14 protein-coding genes are annotated in these 23,854 nt (G+C 62.2%); all 14 read right to left on the reverse strand.

Annotated features, from left to right (window positions below; translation table 11 throughout):
- Positions 1-34: 34 nt before the first annotated feature.
- Positions 35-958 (reverse strand): hypothetical protein, encoded by a 924-nt coding sequence (locus LOY67_RS12855; protein ID WP_265067526.1) that lies wholly within the window; start codon positions 956-958, stop codon positions 35-37.
- 62 nt (positions 959-1,020) lie between these two features.
- Positions 1,021-3,402, reverse strand: coding sequence for a hypothetical protein (locus LOY67_RS12860; RefSeq protein ID WP_265067527.1), 2,382 nt, complete (start codon positions 3,400-3,402; stop codon positions 1,021-1,023).
- Positions 3,403-3,414: 12 nt separating this feature from the next.
- Positions 3,415-4,554: a hypothetical protein gene (locus tag LOY67_RS12865; RefSeq protein WP_265067528.1), complete on the reverse strand. Its 1,140-nt coding sequence runs from the start codon at positions 4,552-4,554 to the stop codon at positions 3,415-3,417.
- Positions 4,524-5,978 carry an alkaline phosphatase family protein gene (locus tag LOY67_RS12870; protein ID WP_265067529.1) on the reverse strand — a complete coding sequence of 485 codons (1,455 nt, stop codon included), beginning with the start codon at positions 5,976-5,978 and terminating at the stop codon, positions 4,524-4,526. Before LOY67_RS12870 ends, LOY67_RS12865 begins: the two co-directional genes overlap by 31 nt.
- Positions 5,968-7,197: a metabolite traffic protein EboE gene (gene eboE / locus LOY67_RS12875; protein WP_265067530.1), complete on the reverse strand. Its 1,230-nt coding sequence runs from the start codon at positions 7,195-7,197 to the stop codon at positions 5,968-5,970. The genes LOY67_RS12870 and eboE overlap by 11 nt, the downstream gene beginning before the upstream one ends.
- Positions 7,194-8,078 carry a TatD family hydrolase gene (locus tag LOY67_RS12880; protein ID WP_265067531.1) on the reverse strand — a complete coding sequence of 295 codons (885 nt, stop codon included), beginning with the start codon at positions 8,076-8,078 and terminating at the stop codon, positions 7,194-7,196. The genes eboE and LOY67_RS12880 overlap by 4 nt, the downstream gene beginning before the upstream one ends.
- 38 nt (positions 8,079-8,116) lie before the next feature.
- Positions 8,117-8,890, reverse strand: a complete 774-nt coding sequence (locus LOY67_RS12885; protein ID WP_265067532.1) for an EboA domain-containing protein — start codon at positions 8,888-8,890, stop codon at positions 8,117-8,119.
- Positions 8,887-9,777: a UbiA family prenyltransferase gene (locus LOY67_RS12890; RefSeq protein WP_265067533.1), complete on the reverse strand. Its 891-nt coding sequence runs from the start codon at positions 9,775-9,777 to the stop codon at positions 8,887-8,889. The genes LOY67_RS12885 and LOY67_RS12890 overlap by 4 nt, the downstream gene beginning before the upstream one ends.
- Positions 9,774-11,648: a 3-dehydroquinate synthase gene (locus LOY67_RS12895; protein ID WP_265067534.1), complete on the reverse strand. Its 1,875-nt coding sequence runs from the start codon at positions 11,646-11,648 to the stop codon at positions 9,774-9,776. Before LOY67_RS12895 ends, LOY67_RS12890 begins: the two co-directional genes overlap by 4 nt.
- A gap of 436 nt (positions 11,649-12,084) precedes the next feature.
- Positions 12,085-12,291 carry a hypothetical protein gene (locus LOY67_RS12900; protein ID WP_265067535.1) on the reverse strand — a complete coding sequence of 69 codons (207 nt, stop codon included), beginning with the start codon at positions 12,289-12,291 and terminating at the stop codon, positions 12,085-12,087.
- A 6-nt stretch (positions 12,292-12,297) separates the two neighbouring features.
- Positions 12,298-13,722, reverse strand: a complete 1,425-nt coding sequence (gene adeC / locus LOY67_RS12905; RefSeq protein WP_265067536.1) for an AdeC/AdeK/OprM family multidrug efflux complex outer membrane factor — start codon at positions 13,720-13,722, stop codon at positions 12,298-12,300.
- Positions 13,723-13,808: 86 nt separating this feature from the next.
- Complete coding sequence (locus LOY67_RS12910) at positions 13,809-14,636, reverse strand: helix-turn-helix transcriptional regulator (protein WP_265067537.1); 828 nt, start codon at positions 14,634-14,636, stop codon at positions 13,809-13,811.
- 494 nt (positions 14,637-15,130) lie between these two features.
- Complete coding sequence (locus LOY67_RS12915; RefSeq protein ID WP_265067538.1) at positions 15,131-16,318, reverse strand: FAD-dependent monooxygenase; 1,188 nt, start codon at positions 16,316-16,318, stop codon at positions 15,131-15,133.
- Positions 16,319-16,539: 221 nt separating this feature from the next.
- On the reverse strand, positions 16,540-23,805 hold the full coding sequence (locus tag LOY67_RS12920; RefSeq protein WP_265067539.1) for an amino acid adenylation domain-containing protein: 7,266 nt from the start codon (positions 23,803-23,805) through the stop codon (positions 16,540-16,542).
- Positions 23,806-23,854: the final 49 nt, after the last annotated feature.

The following is a 23,854-nucleotide window of genomic DNA, read 5'->3' on the forward strand; positions in this document are numbered from 1 at the left end:
GCAATCACCCTCACTCCAGATCCTTAATGAGTGTTCAGGGCTTGCGCTGCATCAGCTTGTTCCACTGCGCCTTCTGGCCGTTGCTCTGTGAAGCCGGCGGCTCGAACAACTGGCAGGGCGGCGGGTTCGACGGGCACATGGCGGCCACTTGTGCCCAGGTCTGGGCCGGGTCGGGCTTGGCAATGCGGAAGTTGGTGTAGTTCTGGCTGACGATGGGCGCGTTGGCGACGCTGGTGTCACCGGAGAAATAGAACGACTGCGGCGGCCGGTAGGGCGGTTGCCCCGACATCTTCTTGTAGAAGGCGTAACCGAACAGGATCGGCCCCTGCGGTGAATCGAGATCCAGGGCATAGGCCTGTACGCTGCCATTGAGGTTCTGACTGCGCGCGGCGCTGTAGGGCAGGTGCTGGATGAAATCCTGCCGCGGTGGATGATTCATCGGCGAGAACATGCAGCAGGCCGGCATGTCCTTGGGGCGGTCCTGCGGATAGGTCAGGAAGTACGCCTTGTTGCCCAGGGACACGAAGGAGCAGGTGTAGTTGTTGTTCTTGATCGGGAAGATCGGCAGGCAGTATTTCTCGTAGTGCTCCATCATCGCGCCGAAGCCGTCGCCGTCTGGCGGGATGTAGGTGGTGTCGTAGTAGCTGGTGCCCCGGGACACGGTGTAGTCCGCCGGGACGAGGGTGGTGGGTGGGTTGCTGTAGGGCGGCGGGTTCTTCTCGTAGTTGTGCATCACCCGGTACATGGTCCAGTCGCTGATCCAGAACGCCGGGAAGAACGGGTCGGAAGGGTCGCCCGGTGCGCGTTTGGCGATGCAGTTGCCGTTCTGTTCGTTACAGCCTTCGGTGTTGTGCACCCCCATGGTGAAGTAGACGGCGCCGCTGTCCTGTTGGGCAAACACCCAAGGACTGAGCAGCAGGGTCAACAGTAGCAGCCGTTTCAAGATACTGGCTTTCATATCGACACTCCTGTGAAGTGCCGGGTGGCGGGTGTGCCACCCGGTGTTCCTGGGTGAAATCGTCAAAGGCTGTTGTAGTCACTCATGCTGAGCGTCGTGGGCGGAAAGTTGAGCTTCACCAGGCGCTTGGCCCACAGCTCCAGTACGGCGCGACGGCTTTGCGACAGGTCGCGGGTGATGGGCATCGCCAGGGTGCTTTCGTCCTGGTTCTGCTTGCTGATCAATATGATCAACTGGTCGACGGCGCCCTCTACACGCGTGCGGGAATCGAGCGGCATGTACTTGTTCATGATGGGGTACAGGTAATAGAAGGTTTGCAGGACCTTTGGAAAGATGAACGAGTTCCAGATCTTTTCCGGGGCGTCCGTGGAAGTGCACATGCCATTCCAGGTGCTGATGAAGTCCTCTTGCAGCTGCATGTCCACCGGCAGGACCCGTATCGGCGCGAGGAAGTCGACGAAGGTCTGGGTGATCGGGAAGCTGAACGGAATGACCGGTTTCTTGTCGTCCTCCTGCACGAAGAAGCGCAAGGTGGGGAAGCCCGGCGCCACTGCCCGGTAGCCTATCTGGGCGATGCCTTGGGCGTTGGTGGTGATGATGGCGTAGGAGTAACTGACGCTGCTGGCCTTCTGGTCCTGCAGTGTACCGGTGCCAGTGCGACCCTTCTCGAGAACCAGGCAGGGGCGCAGGTCGACGGCGACCGGTGTGCCGGAATGTCGGAGGAAGTCTTGATAAAAGACCGGGTTGCCCACGGGTTGGGTCACGTCCTGCAGGTCGGTCAACTGGCGACCGCTGCCGCTGCTGCGATAGAGCGCGACCGCAGGCGCGTCGGTGAACTGCGGCAGATTGGCCGTGTTCTTGGTACGGTCCGGCGGGTTGTCGTAGAACAGGGTGAAGTCGGCTGCGTTGCTGAATGCCAGGTAATAGTTGCTGCTGGTGACCATGAAGGGATTGCCATACTCCGCCACATACAACGTGGTGTTGGCGGCTGGCTGACCATTTTTCTGCACCATGATGCTCATTATCTTGCGCTCACCGACGTCGATGAAGCTGCCGCTCTCGATCACTTCGGCGGTCCACAGTTGCTGCTGGGCGGCCATTATCGAAGGGGTTGGGGCGGGGTTGCGCTGTTGCAGGAGCAGGGGACCGGACTGCAGTATTCCCTTGGTCTCGCGGCTGAGGATGAGGTCGAGGATGCCTGAACGTTTTTCGAAGGCCGATTGCTGGTATTGCTCGAAACCGAAGCCGGCCGCTGCGGTGAATTGCCCTTGCTTGCGGACGCCCAACAGGTAGCCGCCGGAGTTGAATTTCTCCGGAACGAGGATGTCGGCGTCGGGGTTCACCGGATAGCATGGAAACGTGTTGCTCAGGTCCAGTGACAGGACGTTGTCGGTGAACTGCGCCGAGATCACCCCCAAGCTCGCACTTTGATCACTCTGCCCCGGTTGAGTCATCGTCACTGGCTGGTTGGGCACCAGGCGCAGCCCGGCGGGGGCGGTGGGGTATTCGTTGGCGAACCACAGGCCCAGCACCGCCGAGGTGCGGCTGTAGGCGGGGTTGAAGAAGATCTGGTTGACGTTGTCCAAGCCCTTCTTGTACAGCTCGCGCACATGCGCCATGACTTCCGGGTTGTTGGAACGGGTGTTGAGGCGCTGGGGGTAATCGTTGAATATCCCGTTCTTGTCGTAGCAGGTCAGGTAGGCGGAAAACCGGAACATCAGGCCCTGCGCCCCTTGCTGCTTCATCTGCTGCTGGAGGTTGCTCAACAGGGATGAGTTGCCGATCAGCCATTCCAGATTCTCTTTGGGGAAGCAGGTCTGCCAGGTGGTGCTGACATTCACCAGCCCACCCAGGGCGCCCCAACTGAAGTTCAGGAAACGGTCCATCATCCGGTACTTGCGGTTGAGGGTCAGGCCGCAGGACCCGTCCCCCAGCACCAGTTTGTCGAAATACAGTGCTGTGAACGTGTTCTGCCATGGGCTGATGTCCACGAAGCGCGCCGGAGTCGGGGCAGAGCTGCCCAGGGGGCTGCCGAGCAGTTGGTATGGCTTGCCGACCAACTGATCCTGGTCGATGTAGGTATTGGCCTGCATTTCACCGCCGATGACGGTCGAGGTGGTTTTCCCGTAGTTCACCAGGCCGCAACCGTTGTCGCCGAACAGGTCCCATTCGGCGGGCATGTAGGGATCGTGTTTTGGATTGACATTGCCGGGTACCTGCTGAACATAGGTCGGCATGTTAGCCATGTACTGAGTGGAGAGGGTCCATGGCATCAGTGTGTCGGGGGCATTTTTTTGGTCGATGCCGAAGTGCTGCACGAACGGCCAGTTGATGTCCATCTTCACCGCGTCATACAGCGGGTACACATCGTTGTTGTTGGCCGTCGGCGGGTTCCAGAACATCTCGCCGTTGAGGTAGATGCGGGGGAAATTCAATACGCTCATGTCGTGCTCTCCTTAGCGTTTCCACTGGGCGCGTTTCAGCGACCAGACAAAATCCAGTTTGTTGTAGCCGTTGAAGGCTTTGTCCGGCAGCGGTGCAGTGGGGTAGGTGAGCCCCCCTGAGCTCGGGATGGCGAAATTGAAGTAACCGTCGTTCTTCGAGTAGGCGGCGGTGCTGTGGCAGGCCAGGCAGGACGACGAATCCTGGAACGCCGATTCCAGCTGCGAGTTCGCCAGGACCTGGGTAATGGGTTGGAACTCCACGCCGATCAGCTCGTACTTCGACAGCGTCGGGTTACTGGCCTGGAACCGGGCATTGACCGGTATGGCATCCGGTGTCGGCCCGGTGAGGTTTGTCATCGGCTTGGGTGGATGGCCCTTGGTCACGGTGTATTTGTGGTTGTTGATGTTTTCGAAGGTGGTCCAGACCCAGTTGGCGTCCAGCTTGTTGACGACGTGCAAACCACTCAACGCCGCATAACCGACCTGGTAGCCGGTGCCCACGGCGTAGTAGGCCTGGGCCACGTAGTAGCCATCTTTTTCCAGCTGCGTCTTGTAGTTCGCGTCCGTGCCGATCCACAGCCAGGAGGCTTTCAACTCCCAGGCCGTGGCCGGAAAGTTCAAGTTGCTCGTCAGGGCCGCTTGGCCATTCACGTTGTAGACGTTGTTTTTTACGATGTAGTCGTAGGTGTCCTGGCCCATCAGCAGTTGAAAGCGCACGACGTGACCTTTTTGTGCCTCAGGCACGGCTTTGCCGCCCATTTCCAGGCTCAGGCCGTCGACCTGCTGCACGGCGTTGAGGTTATGCAGCAGACGATTCGAGTTCAGCCCCAGGGCTCGGGCTTGCCTGATCACCTCATCCGGTAGTTTCATGCGGCTGTAATACGAGCCGGGGTTGGCGCCATTGGCCAGATAGACCTGATCGGAAGGTTTGAACAACTCCCACTGACGGTTGTAGCTGTTGGCCTGGAACTGGTTCAAACAGACGAACCAGTTCCAGGCCATGGTCTCGGGACTTTGCTGGAACGCAGCCCGGGTCTGATCGACGCTCGCTCCGAATTGCAGGAAGTTGCTGCAGTCGAAGGTGTTGGTGTTCTCGGCCTGGGCCAAACCGGCCAGGGCACTCAGAACTGTGATGGTAATGGCTCGCCGCATGGAAGCTCCTTGGCATTGGCCGTGTCGGTGTGAGAGCGCCCCAGGAAGTGTTCCAGGAGCAGTTGTTTCACCGCCGTGGCCGCAAGCTGCTGGGGCAATGGCAGATCACAATTGGTGATGAGCAGCGGGCCGGCCGGCTCACTGCCGGGCAGACGTCCATGGCTGCCGCGAACCAGTCCGGTGTCCAGCGGAATCAGGTCCATGTAGTAGCGAAAACCGAGCTTCTTCTGCAGCAGGCGGCGCGCCACTTTCAGTTTTGGGAAACGAATGGCCGGGTCGATGAACAGCTCCAGCGGGTCGTAGCCCGGCTTGCGGTGGATGTCCACGGTGCGGGCAAAGTCGGGGGCCTTGCGGTCGTCGAACCAGTAGTAGTAATCGAACCAGTGCCCCGGCTCGGCCACGGCCACCAGCTCACCGCTGCGCGGATGGTCCAGGTGCCAGGCCCGTTGTTCGGCTTTATCCAACACCTGCTCGATGCCGGGTTGACGCAATAACAGCGCCTTGACCCGAGGAATGTCCTGCGCCTGCTTCACGTAGACATGGGCGATCTGATGATCGGCGACGGCAAACGCGGCGCTGGCGCCGGGGTCGAGCAATTCCCAGCTCAGGGATTGCCGTACCTGCAACAAGCCTTCCGAGCGCAACAAGCGGTTGATGGACACCGATTGCCGGACGGCCTCGATGCCGTACTCGGACAACAGCATCACCGCCGCGCCTCGTGCCTGGGCAACGTCGAGCAGGCGACCCACCTCACTGTCGATGGCCCGCACTTCGTCGGCAATCGACGGATGATCAGGGCCCAGGCGTTGCAGGCTGTAGTCCAGGTGAGGCAGGTAGACCAACTGCAGATCGGGGCGGTTGATGTCGAATTCGGCGATGGCGCAGTCGACGATCCAGCGGCTCGACGCGATGCCCGCCGCCGGCCCCCAGAAGGCCGGGAACGGAAACTCACCGATCTGCTGTTCGATACGTTCGTGCAACGTGGACGGTGCCGAATACAGGCCGAACATCTTGCGACCATCGGCGGGATAGTGCGGGCGCGGGGTGATGGCGGCGTCCACGTCCGCGTACATGTTGTACCACCAGAACAACTGGCTGCAGCGAAACCCTGGAAGCTGGCGCTTGAGTGTGTGCCAGACCTTTTCGCCCTGGATCAGGGCATTGGGTTGCAGCCAGAAGCGTACTTCGGCCTGATCGCGAAAATACCAGCCGTTGCCGACGATGCCGTGCGCTGCCGGCGTCAGCCCGGTGAGGATCGAAGCCTGCACCGACGAGGTGACGGCCGGAAACACCGGTTGCAGGCTGGCCATCCTGGCTGTTTTCAGCAAGGCATTGATGTGCGGCGTCGCCGCGCCCAACAACGCCGGGGTCAGCCCCACCACGTTGATCAACAGCAGCGGTTGGCGCGGGCGCTCAGAGGACATTGGCGTACGCCTCCCGCGCCTGGGGTTGCAGCAGTTGCCGTCGGTGCAGTTGCTTCTCGACCCAGCGCAATTCCCTGGCGATGCCCTGGAGCTGGGCGTGCATGGTAGTGGGGCGCAGCAACTCGGGCAGGACACCCCAGCTGTAGGTTTCCACCTCCAGTACCGGACGGAAATCCTCGTGGTCGGCAAGGAAGTCGAAGGTCTGTTCCAAAGCATTCTGGCTGCCGCTGAGCTCGGGCAGCAGCAAGTGTTCGCTGAACAGCGGAATGTGGAAATGAATCCGCAGTTCGGGGTGTTGCCCCGGGGTTTTTGTGCAATCGTCGAGGGCGGCCGGAAGGTCGGCCCAGGCTGCCAGGCGATCCTGCCCATCGCGGGCCTTCACCTGATGCAGGTAGGTGGCTTCGGCAAAATCTCCCAGGGTCCTGAGCACCTGTTCGCGGCGCTCGTCCTCCTGGGGCAAGCGACAGATCAAGGCGTTGGACAGTTGGATCTTGCCCACGGGCACCCGGGCCTGTCGCAGCTTGTCCAGCGACTGATAACAATCTTCGAAGACCACGGCCTGGTGGCACACGTCAAAACACAGCGCCAGATGATCATGGTGCGGATCGCTGGCTTGCAGGCGCTGGAAGAACGCGATGGCCTGGTCGGTGTGTTCCAGCACGCAGTCCGGTTCCATCTCCAGGCAGAACACGATCTTCTTGCCGGTTTCCTGATGCAGCCTGTGCAACGAGGCCGTGAGTTGGCGCAGCTGATGCTCGGCGTGCCGATGCAGGATTGCATTCCAGTGGGCGGCATAGCCCAGTGGCACGGTGGAAATCACCCCCTGATCACAATCCGGCGGCAGGGCCTGGGCTAGGATCCGGGCCAGGTTCAGGCTGTACACCAGCCGCTTCGGATCGGCCCAACTGGGCAGGTAGACCTCGGCCTTCACCGCGCCCTGATGAAACTGGCCGTAGGGAAAACCGTTGAGTGAGGTCAGGCGCATCCCACTGCTTTGCAGCAGGCTGAGAAAGTCCGTACGTGCCGCCGTTTGTTGCAGTTCGGCGGCGGCGAGGGCGCTGATCCACAGGCCGCTGTCCTGCTCGTCGAGCCTGCGTAGCGTGCGCACGCCCCGAAAATGCTGTTCGATGGAAGACCGCAGCCCGGCCAGGTCACGGGTCGGGTGCACGTTGCTGCAATAGCCGACCTGCCCGGCTTGCCAACCCGTGCCGCCGCTCATTTGATCACCGGTTCCTGGCCGCGCAGGGCGGAATTTTCCTGCCACTGCCGACGCTGGTCGATGGGCAGCGGGGTGCCGACCAGGGTCTTGTCCAGTTGGCCGCTCTGGGCAAAGAAGTCCACCGGGTTGTGGAACAGCACTTGCTCGACCTGAGCCTCACTGAAGCCGGCCGCCAACATGGCCTGACCGGTTTTCGGCACCTTGAGCGGGTCGCTGATGCCCCAGTCGGCGGCGCTGTTGACCACCATTTTCTCGGTGCCGTATTCCTGCAACAGGGCGACCATGCGCTGTTCCGACATCTTGGTATTGGGGTAAATGGAGTGGCCGCGCCAGCAATCGGTTTCCAGCACCAGGGGCAGGGTCAATTCGTTGAGGTGGTCGATGATCACCAGGTGCTCGGCAATCCCGACTTCACGAATGACCGCCAGGGTTCGCTTGGTACCGCCGATCTTGTCGCGGTGTGGGGTGTGTACCAGCACCGGCAGATTGAACTGCCGGGCCAGTTCCAGTTGCGCGGCGAGGAAACGATCCTCTTCCGGGGTGATGTCGTCATAACCGATTTCGCCGACCGCGACCACGCCGTCTTTCACCAGGTAGCGCGGCAGGATCTCCAGCACCTCATTGGCGATCGACAGGTCATTGGCCTCCTTGGGGTTGAGGCCGATGGTGCAGAAGTGATGGATACCGAACATGCTGGCGCGAAAGCGCTCCCAGCCCAGCAGGGTGTCGAAGTAGTCGATGAAACTGCCGACACTGGTCCTGGCCTGGCCCTGCCAGAAGGCCGGTTCGATGACCCCGGTGATGCCGGCGGCCGCCATGTTCTGGTAGTCATCGGTGGTACGGCTGACCATATGAATGTGCGGATCGAAGTACTTGGGCATGGTGAGTCCTCATCAGGAATGCAGGGAACCGTTGAGCATCAGTTCAGTGAAATGTGGGCCAGATAGTCGTGCCATTCCGGCGGCAACCGTTGCTGCTGGGCCAGGCCGACCAGGCGCTGGCGTTGTGCCGGGCTGAGCAGGTCGAAATCGATGGCTCGCGGCAGCCCGGCGGACACCGTTCGTTCGGCGGCGAGTTGTTCGGCCAGCAGGTCGAGGGCCAACTGGTTGAGGCTGACACTGTGCCGTTGGGTCAGGCCGAGCAGTCGGCGCACATCGAGTCCCATGCCCAAGGCCTTCAGCACCAGTTGATGGAAGGCCCGCTCGTCGTAGTGGCGCGACGGATAGAGGGTGTCCAGGGCGAGGGCGGCAAACACCTGGCTGTTGCTGGTGCGCCCGGCTTGCAGCGCAAGCTCCACGCACGCCCCCTGGCTGTCGAGCCAGTCGAGGGCTTTCAAGAGCGCGATCTTTTCCTGATCGTCGCCCCACAGGAACAACTGGCGGAGCAAGGGCAACTGTTCGGCGGCGGGCTGTTGCGCCAGCACCTGGGCCAGCAACAAGGCCCGTGTGAGCTGCACATTGCTCCAGTGGGCCTTGCCGGGCAGGGCATGCTCCTTGAGATGACGCTTGCACTGGCTGCTCAATAGCGCCGTGGTCGTCGCGTCCGGGTGTTGGGCAAGCTGCTCCTGCGCCTGGGTCCACCATTGCTGCTCGGCAGCATCGAGCTGTTGCGTGAGCAACTGGCGATGTTCGGCGAGGCAGTCGTGACGCATTTCAAAGGCCGCCGATGACGGCGCGGTAACGTCCGTGTTCATGTCGGTTTGATCCAGCGTTGGAAGTGTGGGAGCAGGAAAAACACCAGGACACAGGCCAGGCTGCCCAGCGGCTGGTCGGCCACTGCCAGCACCAGGGCATCGAACAGTGGCAGCGCCGCCAGGCCGGCACCGATAAACCCCCGGACCTGCCGTTGCTGTGGTCTAGCCAGATGACGCCAGTAACTGCGTCCCAGCCAGCCCAGCCAGAGCAGCATGACCGGCCAGAACCAGAGGTTATTCGAGTAGATCGCCAGCACCAGTGGGCTCAGCATCAACAGCAGGGGCAGCCGGCTGAGCAACTGGTTACGGTGTTCCTGGCGGGCCAGGTAGGTCAGGCCGCTGATGTAGACACCGAGCAGGATTGCGCAAAGCCAGATCGGCCCCGGCGGGAGCGCCAGGCTGGCCGCCGCCGTGAGGTAGAGCGTCGAGCGGCAGGCGCCCATCAGCCAGACGCTGTGGGCGTACTTCTTGTGCAGCAGGTTGTAACCCAGGATGCAGCCCACCAGCAGGGTGGCGCTGCCCAGCAGCCAGTGCGGCTGATCGATCAACCGGCTCAGGCCCAGCAGTGCCGCGGCGGCCAGCATCAGCAACAACGCCGTGGCCAACCGCACCTGCTGGCGGCTGACCAGGCCCAGGGTGATGGGGCGAGGATTCTGGTGCTGCTGGTCCCAATCGGCGTCCAGCAGGTCATTCAACAACATGCCGGCCAGGTACAGCAGTGACAGCGCGGCCAGCAGCAGGAGCCACACCAGGGACGACGGTGGCGCCAGGGCCCCGGCGCTGCTGGCGAGCAGGGCGGCGGCCAGGGTGTTGGTCCACACCGTGGGCAGGTTGGACACCCGGCCCAGGGTCATCCAGGTCTTGAGATTCAGCGGTGCCTGGCTCATTGCGCGCAGCCTTCGCTCAGGGTGAGCGCCGGATCACCGAGGGCGGACAACCGTTGCAGCGCCTGCTCCATTCGGCCGGCATCGATCTCATGCAGGTCCAGCGACTCGCCGATCCGACTGAGCATGGGGATGGAGAGCGCCCCGCCCAGGTGCTGGCGGAACTCTTCCAGCCCGAGCAACACCCGCGAACGACCCTGTTCATCTTTCAGGTCCAGTTCGGGTGGGTTGAGGCAGAAACCGAGCTTGAGCAGCAGGCGCAGGATGCGTTCGCTGTCGGCATCGCTCAACAGTCCCAGGGCATTGGCGTAGAGGCTGTCCAGGGCGATGCCCACCGCCACCGCCTCACCATGGCGGAGCCGGTGATGGCTGAGATTTTCCAGCTTGTGCGCCGCCCAGTGTCCATAGTCCAGCGGGCGGCCGTTACCGCGCTCGAATGGGTCGCCGGCCCCGGTGATGTGCGCCAGGTGCAACTCGGCGCAGCGACGGATGGCATAGCGGCTGGCGGCGTGGTCGAAGTGGGCGAGGGCGTCGGCCTGTTGCTCCATCCATTGGAAGAAAGCCTGGTCCTTGATCAGCGCGACTTTCACCGCTTCGGCCAGCCCGGCGATCTGATCGCGCCGGCTCAGGCTGGTCAGCAATTGGAAGTCGTTGATCACCGCCGTGGCGGGGTAGAACGCGCCGAGCAGGTTCTTCTGGCCGAAGGCATTGATGCCGTTCTTCACGCCGATGCCCGCGTCGTTCTGGGCCAGCACCGTGCTCGGGATCCGGATCAGGCGCATGCCACGATGGAAGGTGGCACAGGCATAGCCCACCGCATCCAGCACAGCACCACCGCCCAGGACCAACACATAGCAATGCCGGTCCAGGCCATGCTGCAGCATGTCGCTGTAGAGCTGCTGCAGTACCTGTGAATCCTTGCTCAGTTCGCCGGCCGGTACGGCAATCGGTGGCGCTTGCAGATGCAGGTCCGCAGGGTGGGCGGCGAAGTAGGCGTCGATTTGCTCCCGCAACGATGGGACGCTGTGCAGCAGTTGTTCATCGACAAACACCAGTACCGTCACTGGGCCCCGTTGTCGGGCGGTGAGCTGGCGATGGAGGCAGGGATTGAGCGGGTCGAACAGGTGATCAGTGAATATCACCGGGTAGTCGTAACTGACCTCGAAGCGCCCGCGCAGGGGTTGTTCGCTGTCGCGCTTGCGCAGGCTTTTGAACAGGCTGTACCCGGCAATGAACAATCCGGGCAAGACCATGCTGGCGAGCAGGGTCACCAGCAACGCATTCTGCTCGACGAGGAAGCTGCCGATGGCGCTGTAGGCCAGCGCCAGGCCGGCATTGGCCAGGACGATCACCGGCACGAAGGCACGCAGCGGGTAGCGTTGCATCCCGGCGGCCACCACCGAGGTTTCCGCCAGCACCGGCACGCCCCGCAGGCAGATCAACGACAGCGTGCCCAACCGATACCCCAGTTGCCCCGGCTGGCGCTGATGCAGGCCCAAGCGGCCGGACAGCAGTCGGAAATAACCGGCTCCCAGGGCATAACCCAACCCGGCCCCCAGGCACAGCCCGAGGAAAATCACCAGGTAACCACCGAGGCTGCCAAGCATCGCCACGGCCATCAGCGCGACCATGCTCGAAGGCACCGGCAACACCACGTCCAACGCCAGCAGAGCGATCAGCAACAGCGCCAGGTTGAGTTTCTGGGCAGGCGTGGAGGGCAGGTACAGATTGAGGTGGGTCAGGAAGTCCTGGATCTGCTGTTCGAACAGCAGGAAGCTGGCGATCACCAGACCTGAGAAGCAGATCAACGACAGCCAGAAAGGCGTGGCTGGACCTTTTTGCGCGAGCGCACGAAACCACCGGCTACGCTTCATCAAGCATCCCTCTTTTATATTTTTGACTGATTCCGTGTCAGTAATCTAAAAGCAGCGTCAGGTGGTTTTCAGGTCGATAGATGCTCTCGCTGGAGGGGCTGGCCCCGGTGCGTTGGGTTGTGCAGGTGAAGACAGTTTTGAATCTAGACGGGCCTTGTTTTTTTGCAAGGCGATTTGATGGCAAAGTGGTTTTTCGCCGACATCCTCAGGAAAGTGTCGGGCGTGGAGACCGCCTGGGGCCTTGGGAATACGGGCTGTGGGAGCGAGGCTGGCTCGCGATAGCGTCCAGCCTGCTTGCTTCGATATTGAATGTGCTACCGCTATCGCGAGCAGGCTCGCTCCCACATTATCCGGGTTGCACTCGGTACCTGCGCCCGATCACCGATCCCCTGTGGGAGCGAGCCTGCTCGCGATAGCGGAGGGTCAGCTGAGAGAGTCAGGTTCCTTCGCCATCGGGTACCGTGGACGCCGGGATCAGGTCGCGGATGGCATAGAAACCTTGCACCAGTCGATTCTTGGCCCGGTACTCGCACAGGAGCAGCAGGGTATCGGGCAGTTGGGCGATCGACGAGGCAGGCTTGACCACCATGGTCTTGCCGCCCGAGCGTAAACGGACAAGTGTTCCAGGTTCGAATGTGTCCATTTTCATTCACCTCACAGTCAACGTGTTTGTGCGTTCGACCCAACCTCCACCCAGCGCCTTGTAGAGATTGACCTCGGCGAGCAGTTGCGACAGCCGGTCGACAATGAGGGTCTGCCGGGCGCTGAACAGCGAGCGTTGTGCATCGAGGAACGTCAGGCTGCTGTCGACGCCGATGCGATAGCGCCGCTCCGCCAGCCTGTAGTAGTCCTGGTTGGCTTGCACCAGATCGGTCTGCGCGACCAGTTGTTCCTGGTAGGTCTTGCGCGCGGCCAGGCCATCGGAGACTTCCCGGAAAGCGGTCTGGATCGACTTCTCGTACTGGGAGACGCGGATATCCTTCTGGATCTTCGAGTAGTTCAAACTCGCCCGAAGGCTGCCGGCGTTGAAAATCGGCAGGTTGATCTGCGGCTGGAACAGCCAACTGCCCGACCCGCTCTTGAACAGCCCGGACAACTCGGTGCTCGAAGTGCCGGCGTTGGCGGTCAGGCTGATGCTCGGGAAGAAGGCGGCACGGGCCGCGCCGATATTGGCGTTGGCCGCTTGCAGCAGGTATTCGGCCTCGAGCACATCCGGACGGCGTTGCAGCAGGTCCGACGGCAGGCCGGCGGGTACTTCGCTCAGCAGCTCGGAGGCCAGTGGGCGGGCGGGCAGGTTATCGTCCACCAAAGTGCCGACCAGCAAGGTGAGATTGTTGAAGTCCTGGGCGACCTGGCGTTGGAACTGGGCCAGGCGGGCCCTGGCGTCTTCTACCGAGGTGCGTGACTGGCTCAGGGCCAGGGCCGAGGCGGTGCCTACCTGATTGCTGCGTTCCGTCAGGCGCAGGCTCTGTTCATAGGATTGCAACGTGTCACGGGTCAGTGCCAGTAACTCCTGATCGGCACGCCAGGTCAGGTAGGCACTGGCGACACTGCCCACCAGGCTCAACTGGGTACTGCGACGGGCTTCTTCGCTGGACAGATAAATGAGCGAAGCCTGGTCGCTGAGGCTGCGTATACGTCCGAACAGGTCCAGCTCATAGGAACTGATGCCCAGCGTGGCGGAATACGAGCTGCTGATCGCCGGCTGGCCGGTTTGCGTCAGGCTGCCGGGCAGTCGTTGGCGCGAGCCGGTGCCGTTGGCGCTGATGGCCGGGAAGAGGTCCGCGCGCTGGATCCGGTACTGCGCCTGATAGGCCTCGACGTTCAGCGCCGCCACGCGCAGGTCGCGGTTGTTGATCAAGGCGCTTTCGATGAGTTGTTGCAGCGCCGGATCACGGAACTGGTCTCGCCAGCCCTGATCGGCCGCCGCGGGTCCCGACAGGGCCGGGGCGTAGGCGGACGTCTGGGGGTATTGCGCGGCGACGGGGGGATCGGGGCGCTGGTAGTCCGGGATCAGCGAGCAACCGCCGAGCAGGAGTGTCGCGGCCGTCATGGGGCTCAGGAGTTTATGCATCGACCTGTCTCATCGTGATGCCTGCCAGGCCCCGGTGGCACGGGCAGGAGGGTTCGGTTGGATCCGTGCTCGCCCGTGCCGGAGGATCAGGATCCGATCATCCATTTCGCCAGCCCATGCCGTCCGCTGACGCCAAGCTTGGCGGCGGCGCGTTTGAGGTAGGTTTCGATGGAACTGTTCTTGACCTGCAGCTTTTCCGCGATTTCCGGGACGGTACCGCCTGCCAGGAGTCCCAGGCAGACCTCTTTTTCCCGCACCGAAAGGGTCACGTCACAAGGGCTCAGCCGTTCATCGAAATCTCGTTGCAGCTGCGTCTGGTCAGCGATGTTCAGCGAATGAGGCGTGGCGCTGCCCGGACTCCTGATGCAGGACTGCCGATTGAGGTGGGCGTGGCGCTCCCCCAGCGGTAGCAGCGTCTCGGAGAGGTATTTCAAAAAGGACAGTTCCTGGAGGGAAAAGTCACGCTGTGCCTGGGGGCGATGCAACGAGATCACGCAACGACGATTGCCTTTGCGCGAAATCAGGCTGCATTGATGGGAAGTCCCCAGGCAGTTGTTATCCTTTTCGTTTTTCATCCGTGCGCCCAGATGGATCAGCAGGGCGTCGTCTACTTCCAGCACCCGCCTTACCAGGGGGTGGTCGTTGCGCTGTATCGCAGTGGTAGGGCAGACCGATTGCATCTGCGGGCCCTTCGGCAGACCCGCATCCCCGAGCAACTGCACGTCGAGGACCGTCGCCTGGGCATCGTCAATGGTCCATTCACTCAGTTCGAGCCGACTGACAGGCACCGATGTTTCGATCAGTTGGTGCATGTTGGTCAAGAAACTCTCGTGTCCGACACTTGAAATCAGCTTTCCTAGCTCCGCGTAGATGTGCGTGTTCTGCGCACCTCCAAAAACCGCATGTCGATTCATATGCTTATCCTGCATATTGAAACTGCTTTGCATCTCAGTGACCGTCGACGGAGAAAAATCCGACCGCTTCCTAAAATGCCGAAGCCTTTTCTGGATTTAAGACCTGAGGATCAAAATCACCTGTGAATCCATTCACCTGAAAAACGATTCAGCCGGTAGGAACTATTAAGCATTCTCATGTAGGAAAAGTCTGTAAGGGAAAACAGGGACAGTCCTACGGCCCAGTCCTAGCTGACGATTCTCGGCGAAAACGTCTCCCTCACAAAACCCTTAGGGCCGTATGGACATCCAGCTTGTTCGGATTTTTTTTTAATTTTCAATATAAAACATGAGGTTACAGAGATGCCTGGATCGTTTGGCGGTTCCTGCGTCTGATTTTCAACGTCCCGATAGGGCTTTTTTCCTGAAGGAACGTCCAGAATTAAAGTTCCAGATTTGTAGGGCGTCCCCTATTTTTGAATTTTTTTTGTTTTTTGTCTATGCGTGAGTCGGTTTCAGTCATTGACGTAGGCTGCAGCCGGTTGTATGCCGCGCTTGAACGACAGAATGTCGAGGTTCTTTTTGCGCCAGCTGCTCTGGGGCGTCAGGCGGAAGTACCATTCCCGGGCCCAGCAGGCGAATGCCGACTCGGCCTGTTCGATGCCGCTCATGAAGCGTGCGGCATTGACGATACCGTTGGCCCGGGGGAGTCGATGCGCCTGGTAGCGTGCCAGCGCGCTGCGAAGGTCCGGCGTCTGCGCCAGGCAATCGGCAAGCACCACGGCATCTTCAATGGCTTGTGCAGCACCCTGGCCCAGGCTGGGCAGCATCGGATGAGCCGCATCGCCCAACAGCACCACATGTCCATCACAGCATTGCTTCACGGGGTGACGATCCCGGGCGTGCATTTTCAGCAAGGCGCTCTCGGGCGTGGCCTCGATGGCCGCAACGACTTCCGGGGCCCAGCCGGCATAGGCGCCGAGCACTTCCTGTTTACTGACGTTCAAGGCGTCATCCGCCGCATTGGCACGGTTGCAGGTTCCCCACCAATACGCGTGGCCATCCCCTACGTCACACAGCCCGAACCGCTTGCCGCGCCCCCAGTAATGCGCCACGTAACCCTCGGTCATCACCGGATGGCGCAAGGGCGTGACCGCCAGCCAGGCGATATAGCCCGAAGGGCGGGTAGCCGTCTCGCCGAGCATCTGCTGGCGGATAACCGAGTTCAGGCCATCGGCGCCGATCAACAGGTCCGCCTCATGGCTGCTGCCGTCTTCGAACTGTACCGCCACGCCATCCGGGCGATGGCTGTAGCCCGCGCAACGCAAGCCGGTCACCAGACTGTCGGGTGCGAGCTGCTGCGCCAGGGCGCGCAGCAGCAACGGCCGTTGGATATTCACGTTCGGGTGGCCGAGTTGCTCGCCGATCTCGTGGATCGGCATGCGGGTGATGGGCTCGCCGTTGTGCTTCTTGAAGAAAAACTGCCGGATCGCCTGGCCCGCCTGTTCCACCGGAACGTGGGCGTCGATCGAATGCAGCGCCGCCATGGCATTGGCCATGATGGACAAGCCGGTGCCGCCGGTGCGCAGCGTCTGGGCCGCTTCGAAGACCTTGACCTGCCAGCCCGCTCGTTGCAGGGCAATGGCTGCGGTCAGTCCACCGATACCGGCGCCCGCCACGATGGCTTTCCTGGGTTGTGTCATGTTGGTTTCACCTGTTTCGTGGTGCTGTTCGCTTGAGGTTTGTATGGGGCATTGTGGCTAGGGGGGGTAGCGAAACGTCGCACTGCCCTGTTGCTCTGTAGGCGCTGGTGAAGCCTGTGTTCACTCTGGACTCAATGGTCAGGGGAAAGATCGCAGCCTCGCTGCGCTCGACAGCTCCTACAAGCCAGCAGATATTCAATCCCGGTTGATTCCGTGGGCAGCTAGGCCAACGCCGCTAAGGAGCCCGTATGTGCGGCCCGGGCCGCGTCCATTCGTGAGCGGATGATGTCGCCGACCCGCTCGATGTACGGCTCGCGCATCATGCTCAGATGGTCGCCTTCCACGGCCACCCGCTGCACCTGGGGCGCGATCGTCCGCCAGCCGCGATACGGATCGTGAAAGGCAGTGCCCACCAATTCATGGGGGGCTTGCAGCACGTCGGGCAGTTCGACATCCGCGGCGAACAGCGTGATCGGCAAGTCCAGCGGCGGGAAGCGATAGTCCAGCAGCGATTGCCAGTTGGCATGGAACACCTGGAACAGTTGATTCAAGGTCGACCGGGTGATGTTGTTGTCGAAAATGCCTTGCTCGATGCCATGCCGCTTGATCGCGTCGAAGGCGTCCGTGTCGGTCATGCAAGAGAAGTCCAGGGCCTGGTAGTCGTATTCCTTCTGACCGTCGCCGCTGAGCAATTCCCACATGAACCAGTTCATGAACTCGCTGCGTTCTATCCGGACCTCGCCCTGCCTGACGCGCACGATGGTGTCCAGCAGGAACACGTTGTGCAGGCGCCGTCCGCGCCGGCGCAACTCGCTCGCCAGTTCATAGGCGACGATGCCGCCATAGGACCAGCCACCAATGTTCAGCGGGCCCTGGGGCGCGACTTGTTCGATGGCATCCGCGTAGCACACGGCCTGGGCCTGCACCGATTGCAGCGGTTCACGGGCATCCCAGGTCCCCGGTGCTTGCAGTGCGTAGAGATGGACCTGGTCCTTGAGCCTCCGGGCGAGTGCGGCGTAGCACAACACATGCCCGCCGATGGGGTGGACCAGGAACAGCGTCGGCGCCCGACTGGCATTCTTGAAATCCACCAGCGCACCGGTGTCGCAAGGCGCGGCGTCGGTCCGCTGCAACACCTGGGTGAACTCGGCAATGGTCGGGGCCTGGATGAAGTCGGACAAGGACGGTGCCAGGCCCTGGTGCCGGGTCAGCATGGCGACCAGTTGCACGGCCTTGAGCGAATTGCCGCCGAGTTCGAAGAAGTTGTCGTGCACGCTGACGTCCTCCAGGCCCAGGGCCTCTTGCCAATAGGCTTGCAACAGGTCCTCGGTGGCATTCCTGGGTGCGGTGAACGGGCGCAGCAGGGTGGTCTGTACCTCGACCTTCTGTAGTTGCCGACGGTCGATCTTGCCGGTGGGGCCAAGGGGGATCCGTGCGATGCCGACCAGGCTGTTCGGCACCATGTAGTCGGGCAGCGCCAGGCGCATTTCGGCCTTGAGCTGGTCCAGGTCCGGCTCGCGGCCCGGCATGGCCTGGACGAAGCCCACCAGGTAGCGACTGCCATCCGCTGCCGCCTTGTCGATGACCGCCACCTGTTGGATGTCGGCGCCGAAGCGGCTGGAGCCGAGCATGGCCACCTCGATTTCCCCCAGTTCGACGCGATAGCCGCGGATCTTCACCTGCGCATCGCTGCGGCCCTGGTAGACGAGATCGCCCGAAGGCAGGTAGAAGCCGATGTCGCCGGTTTCATAAAGGCGCCGGGTCTTGCCGTCCAACTGGCGATAGATGAAGCGCTCGTCAGTCAGGTCCGGTCGATTCCAGTAGCCGTTCGCAAGGCAGACGCCTTCGATGAACAGGTCTCCGGTGACCCCGACCGGGCAGGCGTTGCCCGTTGCATCCAGGACATGCATGCGGACCCCATCGATGGGCGCGCCAATCGGCGGCATGCTCGGCCAGGACGCCGTGGCGCCTTGCAGTCTCAAGCGCGTGACCACATGGGCTTCGGTTGGACCGTAGTGGTTTTCCACCCGGCAATCGCCCAGGCCATCCAGCAGGCTGCGGATTTCGGCGGTGATTTTCAGCTGCTCGCCGGCCACGCTGATCTGGCGCAGGGAGACGGGGCGGAGCGCAAGCTGCTGGGCGACTTCGGCCAGCCCCTGAAAGGCGACGTAGGGCAGGAACAGCCGATTGATGTCCTGCACCTGGATAAATTTCAGCAGCCGGATGAAGTCATAGCGTAGCCCTTCGTCGATCATCGCCAGCTCTGCACCGCAGCACAGGGTGGAGAAAATTTCCTGGAACGAGACGTCGAACGAAATGGGCGAGTACTGCAGGGTCTTCAACGGTATGTCGACGTCCTGCTGGCGGTTCTGCCAGAGCACCAGATTGGTCAGTGCACGGTGCGGCATGGCCACGCCCTTGGGACGTCCCGTCGAGCCCGAGGTATAGAGCAGGTAGGCGTTATCCTCGCCGGCAATGCCGGCGGCAATGGTGGCGACCAGCGCGTGGCTGCGCGCCAGATCGTCGTCGAACCCGGCGGCCACCTCATTCCAATGCCACTTGACCGTCTGGCCGGCCAGGGTGGTCGCCAGGTTCGCCGATGCATCGGCGAACAGCAGCAGGCTCGGCTGGGCGTCTTCAAGAATCAGGCGGATACGTTCATCGGGGTAACTCAGGTCAATCGGCACATACGCCGCGCCGGCCTGCACGACGCCGAGCAGGGCGACGATCAGTTCGGGCGAGCGGGGCATCATGATCGCCACCCGATCGCCCTGACCGATACCCTGCCGGTGCAGCCAACTCACCAACTGCGCGCAGCTGTCGCTCAGTTGACGGTAGGACAGGCGGGTCTGCTCGAAACTCACGGCGGTCTGTTCGCCGTGGCGCGCCAGGCTGTCCAGCAACAAGGTCGACAGATTGTCATGGGGCATTGCGCTGACCGCCGTCGGCATGGCTTGGTCGGGGTCGGGCAGCCAGGCCGGTAGGCTCGGCGCGGAACCGGGCCCGGCGATCATCAGTTCAAGGGTGCGCAACAGGTAATCGGCGTAGGCCTCGACCTGGCTGGTGGCGACCCGCGCCGTGCAATAGTCCATTTTCAGCGTCAGCGAACCATTGGCCGGATGGCGCCCCATCGTGGTCAGCAGGTCATAGTTGCTGGCTTCCGTGGTGTCCCATTCGGTGAGGATTTCCTGGTCCTGCGTCAGCATGTCCTTGAGCACATAGAAGTCGACGTAGTTGAACACCACGTCCAGGGCGACGGCGGTTTCGCGATGGATCAGTGCGAACGGATAACGGCGGTGAGGGAATACCTGCTGTTCCTCGGCAATCAGGGCGCGGATCACTTCAAGCCAATTGCGGCCCTGGGTGCTGAAGCGGATGGGCAAGGTATTGAGGAACAGGCCCAGCACCGAGGCCGCGTCCTCGAATTCCGGACGGCCATGGCTGATGACGCCACACAGCACTTCGTTCTGGTTGGACAGGATGGCTTGGGCGAAACCGTGGGCCGCCAGCAGCACGGCGCGCAACGGCAGGTCATGGGCGCGGCAGAACGCTTCGAGCCGTGCCAGGTCTGCCGGGGGCAGTTCCCGCCAGGCCGAGCGATGCGGTGTCGGGTCGGGGGCAACCACGGCGACCCAACTGGTCATGGAGGCGGCCGGCGCGTCGCGTAGGTAGTCGTTCCAGAAGTTACGGTGGACCTCGGATGCCGTGGCTTCCAGCTCCAGGGCGATGAAGTCGGCCGGCGTGGTCGTCAGCACAGGCAATGCCTGTGTACCGGGTGCCGAAGTGTAGAGCGTGATCAGGTCACGCATCAGGGTGGCGACGCTCCAGCCGTCGAGAATCGCATGGTGGAAACTCAACACCAGGTCGATTTCCTCGGCCGCGACAAACACACAGAACTGATACAGCGGCGCCCGTTGCCAGTCCTCGCGGTAACGCTTGCGCTCCTCTACGTAGGCGGCAATCGCTTGGCCCCGTGCATCTGGGCTCAGTGACACCGCGTCGATGACCTGCACCAGTGGTTCGACATTGGCGTGCACCCGGGCCATCGGGGTTTCGGCATGGCCGATGTCGAACGACATGCGCAACGCCGGATGGCGGTGGATCAAGGCACGACACGCCCGGTCCCAGGCAACTGGGTCCCAGCGCAGGCGCAGGCGGTAGCGGAAGATGTCGTGATAGATCGCCGAGTCCGGGTGCATCATCGAGTGGTAGATCATCCCGACCTGCAATTGCGAGGCCGCGAACACGTCCTCGAATTCACCTTCGCTGGCCAGGCGGATCGCCTCCGGCACCTGGGCGAACGGCGCCACATGGGGCGAGGGCAACAGCTCCGGCGACGCGGCGGCTTGCGCCTTCAGGCTTTGAGCCAGTTCAGCGATGGTCGGGTGCTGGTAGACCTGCGCCAGGGTCAGGGCAAGTCCTTGTTCACGGGCCTTGATCTGCAAGTGGATGACTTTCAGGGAGTCGCCGCCGAGCATGAAGTAGTTGTCGTGGACGCCTGGCACGGGGCGTTGCAGATTGTCCGCCCAGAGCTCGGCCAATGTCTGCTCCAGGGCGTTGCGCGGCGCCGTCGCGTCGGTGCTGCCGAAGGCTTGCGCAGGTTCCGGCAAGGCCTTGCGGTCGAGCTTGCCGTTGGCGTTCAAGGGCAATTGTTCGAGCTGGATCAGGTGCCTGGGCACCATGTAGTCGGGTACTTGCTGGCGCAAGGTTGCATTCAGGACCTGGGGTGACAGCACGCAGCCGGGCTCGCCCACCAGATAGGCACTGAGGCAGGCATCGCCTTCGGTTTCCTGGCGCGCAATGACCACGACTTCCTTGACGCCTTCACAAGCCGCCAGGCGCGCTTCGATCTCACCGAGTTCGATGCGCAGGCCACGGATCTTCACCTGGAAATCGTTGCGCCCCAGGTATTCGATGCTGCCGTCGGGCAACCAGCGCCCCAGGTCGCCGGTCTTGTACAGGCGTGCTTGCGGGTCGGCCTGGAACGGGTCGCGGATAAACCGCTCGGCGGTCAGTTGCCCACGGTTCAAGTAGCCCCGTGCGACCCCGATGCCGCCGATGTGAAGCTCGCCGGCAATGCCCGGCGGCAACAATTGCAGGTGGGCGTCGAGGACGTACAGCTGGGTGTTGGCGATCGGTCGGCCAATCGGGACGATGCCCGGATGCACATCGGCTCGGCAATGCCAGGCCGTCACGTCAATGGCCGCCTCGGTGGGACCATAGAGGTTGTGCAACTGTACCCCCGGCAGGCGTTCGAAAAAACGCGTCTGCAAGGCATAAGGCAAGGCTTCGCCGCTGCACAGGACTTTTCGCAGGTCTGGCAATTGTTGCGCTGTGACCTGATCGAGGAAGACTTGCAGCATCGACGGCACGAAATGCAGCAGGGTGATGCCGGCGCTCGCCATGATGTCCATCAGGTAGCGCGGATCCTGATGCCCGCCGGGCGCGGCGACCACCAGTTGCGCGCCGCTCAGTAACGGCAGGAAAAACTCCCAGACGGACACGTCGAAACTGAACGGGGTTTTTTGCAGGACGCGGCTATGCTCATCCACCTGATAGGCATCGCGGGCCCAGAGCAGTCGGTTGACCACCCCGTCATGCTGGTTCATCACACCTTTGGGCAGGCCGGTGGAGCCGGAGGTGTAGATCACGTAGGCCAGGTGCCGAGGCGTCAATCCCAGCGCGACGGGGTCCGGGTTGTGCTGCGGTTGGCGGCACAGGTGCGTAAGGTCTGTGTCCAGGCACAGTACCGGCGTCGTCACGGTGGGCAGGCTGGTGAGTAAAACGCTGCGGGTGATCAGCGCGCTGGGGGCACTGTCGCTCAGCATGTGGCTCAAGCGGTCGGCGGGATACCCCGGGTCCAGGGGCACGTAGGCGCCGCCCGCCTTGAGAATGCCCAGCAGACCCACCACCATTTCCAGGCTGCGTTCCAGGCAGATGGCGACCCGTGCGTCCGGGCCAATACCTGTTTCGAGCAGGGCATGGGCCACCTGATTGGCCCGGCGGTTCAGTTCGTCATAGGTCAGGGTCCGGTCTTCGAAGCGTACCGCGATGGCTTCGGGGCACGCGGCGACCTGGGTTTCGATCAGTTGATGGAGCAGCACATCCCTGGGGTAGTCGACCGGGGTGTGGTTCCATTCATCCGCCACCTGGTTGCGCTCGGCAGCAGGCATGATATCGAGGGCGTTGACCGGCACCTCGAAATCGTCGACCACGCATTGCAGCACGTGCATGAAGCGCTGTTGCAACGCCTCGATCTGCGCCTGGTCGAACCAGGCCTCGTTGTAGATGAAATGCATCCACACATCGTCGTCCGGCGCGGATTCGCGGATGTGCATCGCCAGGGGCATCTGTTCGTAGCCGTTGCTGAGCTTGACCGGCTGGGCGGGGGCCGAGCCGTACCAGGTGTCCTGGTCTTGTTCGTAGGACACCACCAGGTCGAACAGTTGCCGCCGGCCCTCGTTCTGCAAGCCCAACTCACGGTTCAGTTCGCTCAAGGGATAGCGTTGATGGCGATAGTCCTGCTTGAGTGTCAGGGCGATCCGGGCCACCAGCTCACCGAAACTCAGTTCGGTGCCCAGGCTGAGGCGTACCGGGCTCATGCCGACGAACAGGCCGACCGTGGCCTTGTGCGCGGCATTGGCACGGTTGAGGATCGGCATGCCGATCACGATGTCATCGCGTTGTGTCACCCGTGCGAAGTAGGCGTAAAGCAGGCCCAGCATGGCGTGGAAGACCGTCGCCTGTCCGCAGGCCTTGGCCCACTCACCGAGACGATTGTAGAGCGCACGCGGCAAGCGCCAGGCGTGGTTCTGGCTGGGGACCAGGCGTTGCTCGAATCGACCCGGATGACGGGGCGCGAGCAAGGGTTCGGGCACGTTGCAGTATTTGTCCAGCCAGTACTGGCGCTGACGCTGGAACGAAGGTGAGTCCTTGTGGTTTTTCTGCTGCTCGACATACGCCCGGTAGGTCGGCGCCGGCATCGGCGCTTCCGTCGGGTCCTGTGCGGCGGTATACGTTTCGCTGATCGCCCGGCCGATCATGGCGAAGGACCAGCCGTCGATGACCAGATGGTGGCAGTTGACGAAAAAGTAGTGGAGGTCTTCGCGAAGCTTGATCAGGTCCGTGCGAAACAGCAGTCCACCCTCGAAGGAAAACGGTGTTTGCAGGTTGACTTGCAACAAGGCCAGGGCACTGGCCCGCGGATCGGCCTCTGCCGATACATCGTGCAGGGTCAACGGTGCGCTGGCTGACTCCAGGAAGCGTTGCCGCGGCAGGGGATGCTCCGCCGAGCCGGGCACCAGTTGAATGCGCAAGGCGTCGTGGCGACTGATCACCTGGTCAATCGCCTGCTTCAGCCTTGCGGCGTCGACCGGGCCGTTGATGCAGGCATACCCGCCGATGTTGTACAGCGGGCTGTCGCCGTGCAGCACTTGGTCCAGCCAGATGTCCAACTGCGGGGCGGTAAGCGGGTAGAGCACGTCCATGTTCGTCGTCCTTTGCAAAGCCCGACAGGAAAACGGCTGGCGTTCTCCT

This window comes from Pseudomonas sp. B21-056 (genome assembly GCF_026016325.1).
GTDB lineage: Bacteria > Pseudomonadota > Gammaproteobacteria > Pseudomonadales > Pseudomonadaceae > Aquipseudomonas.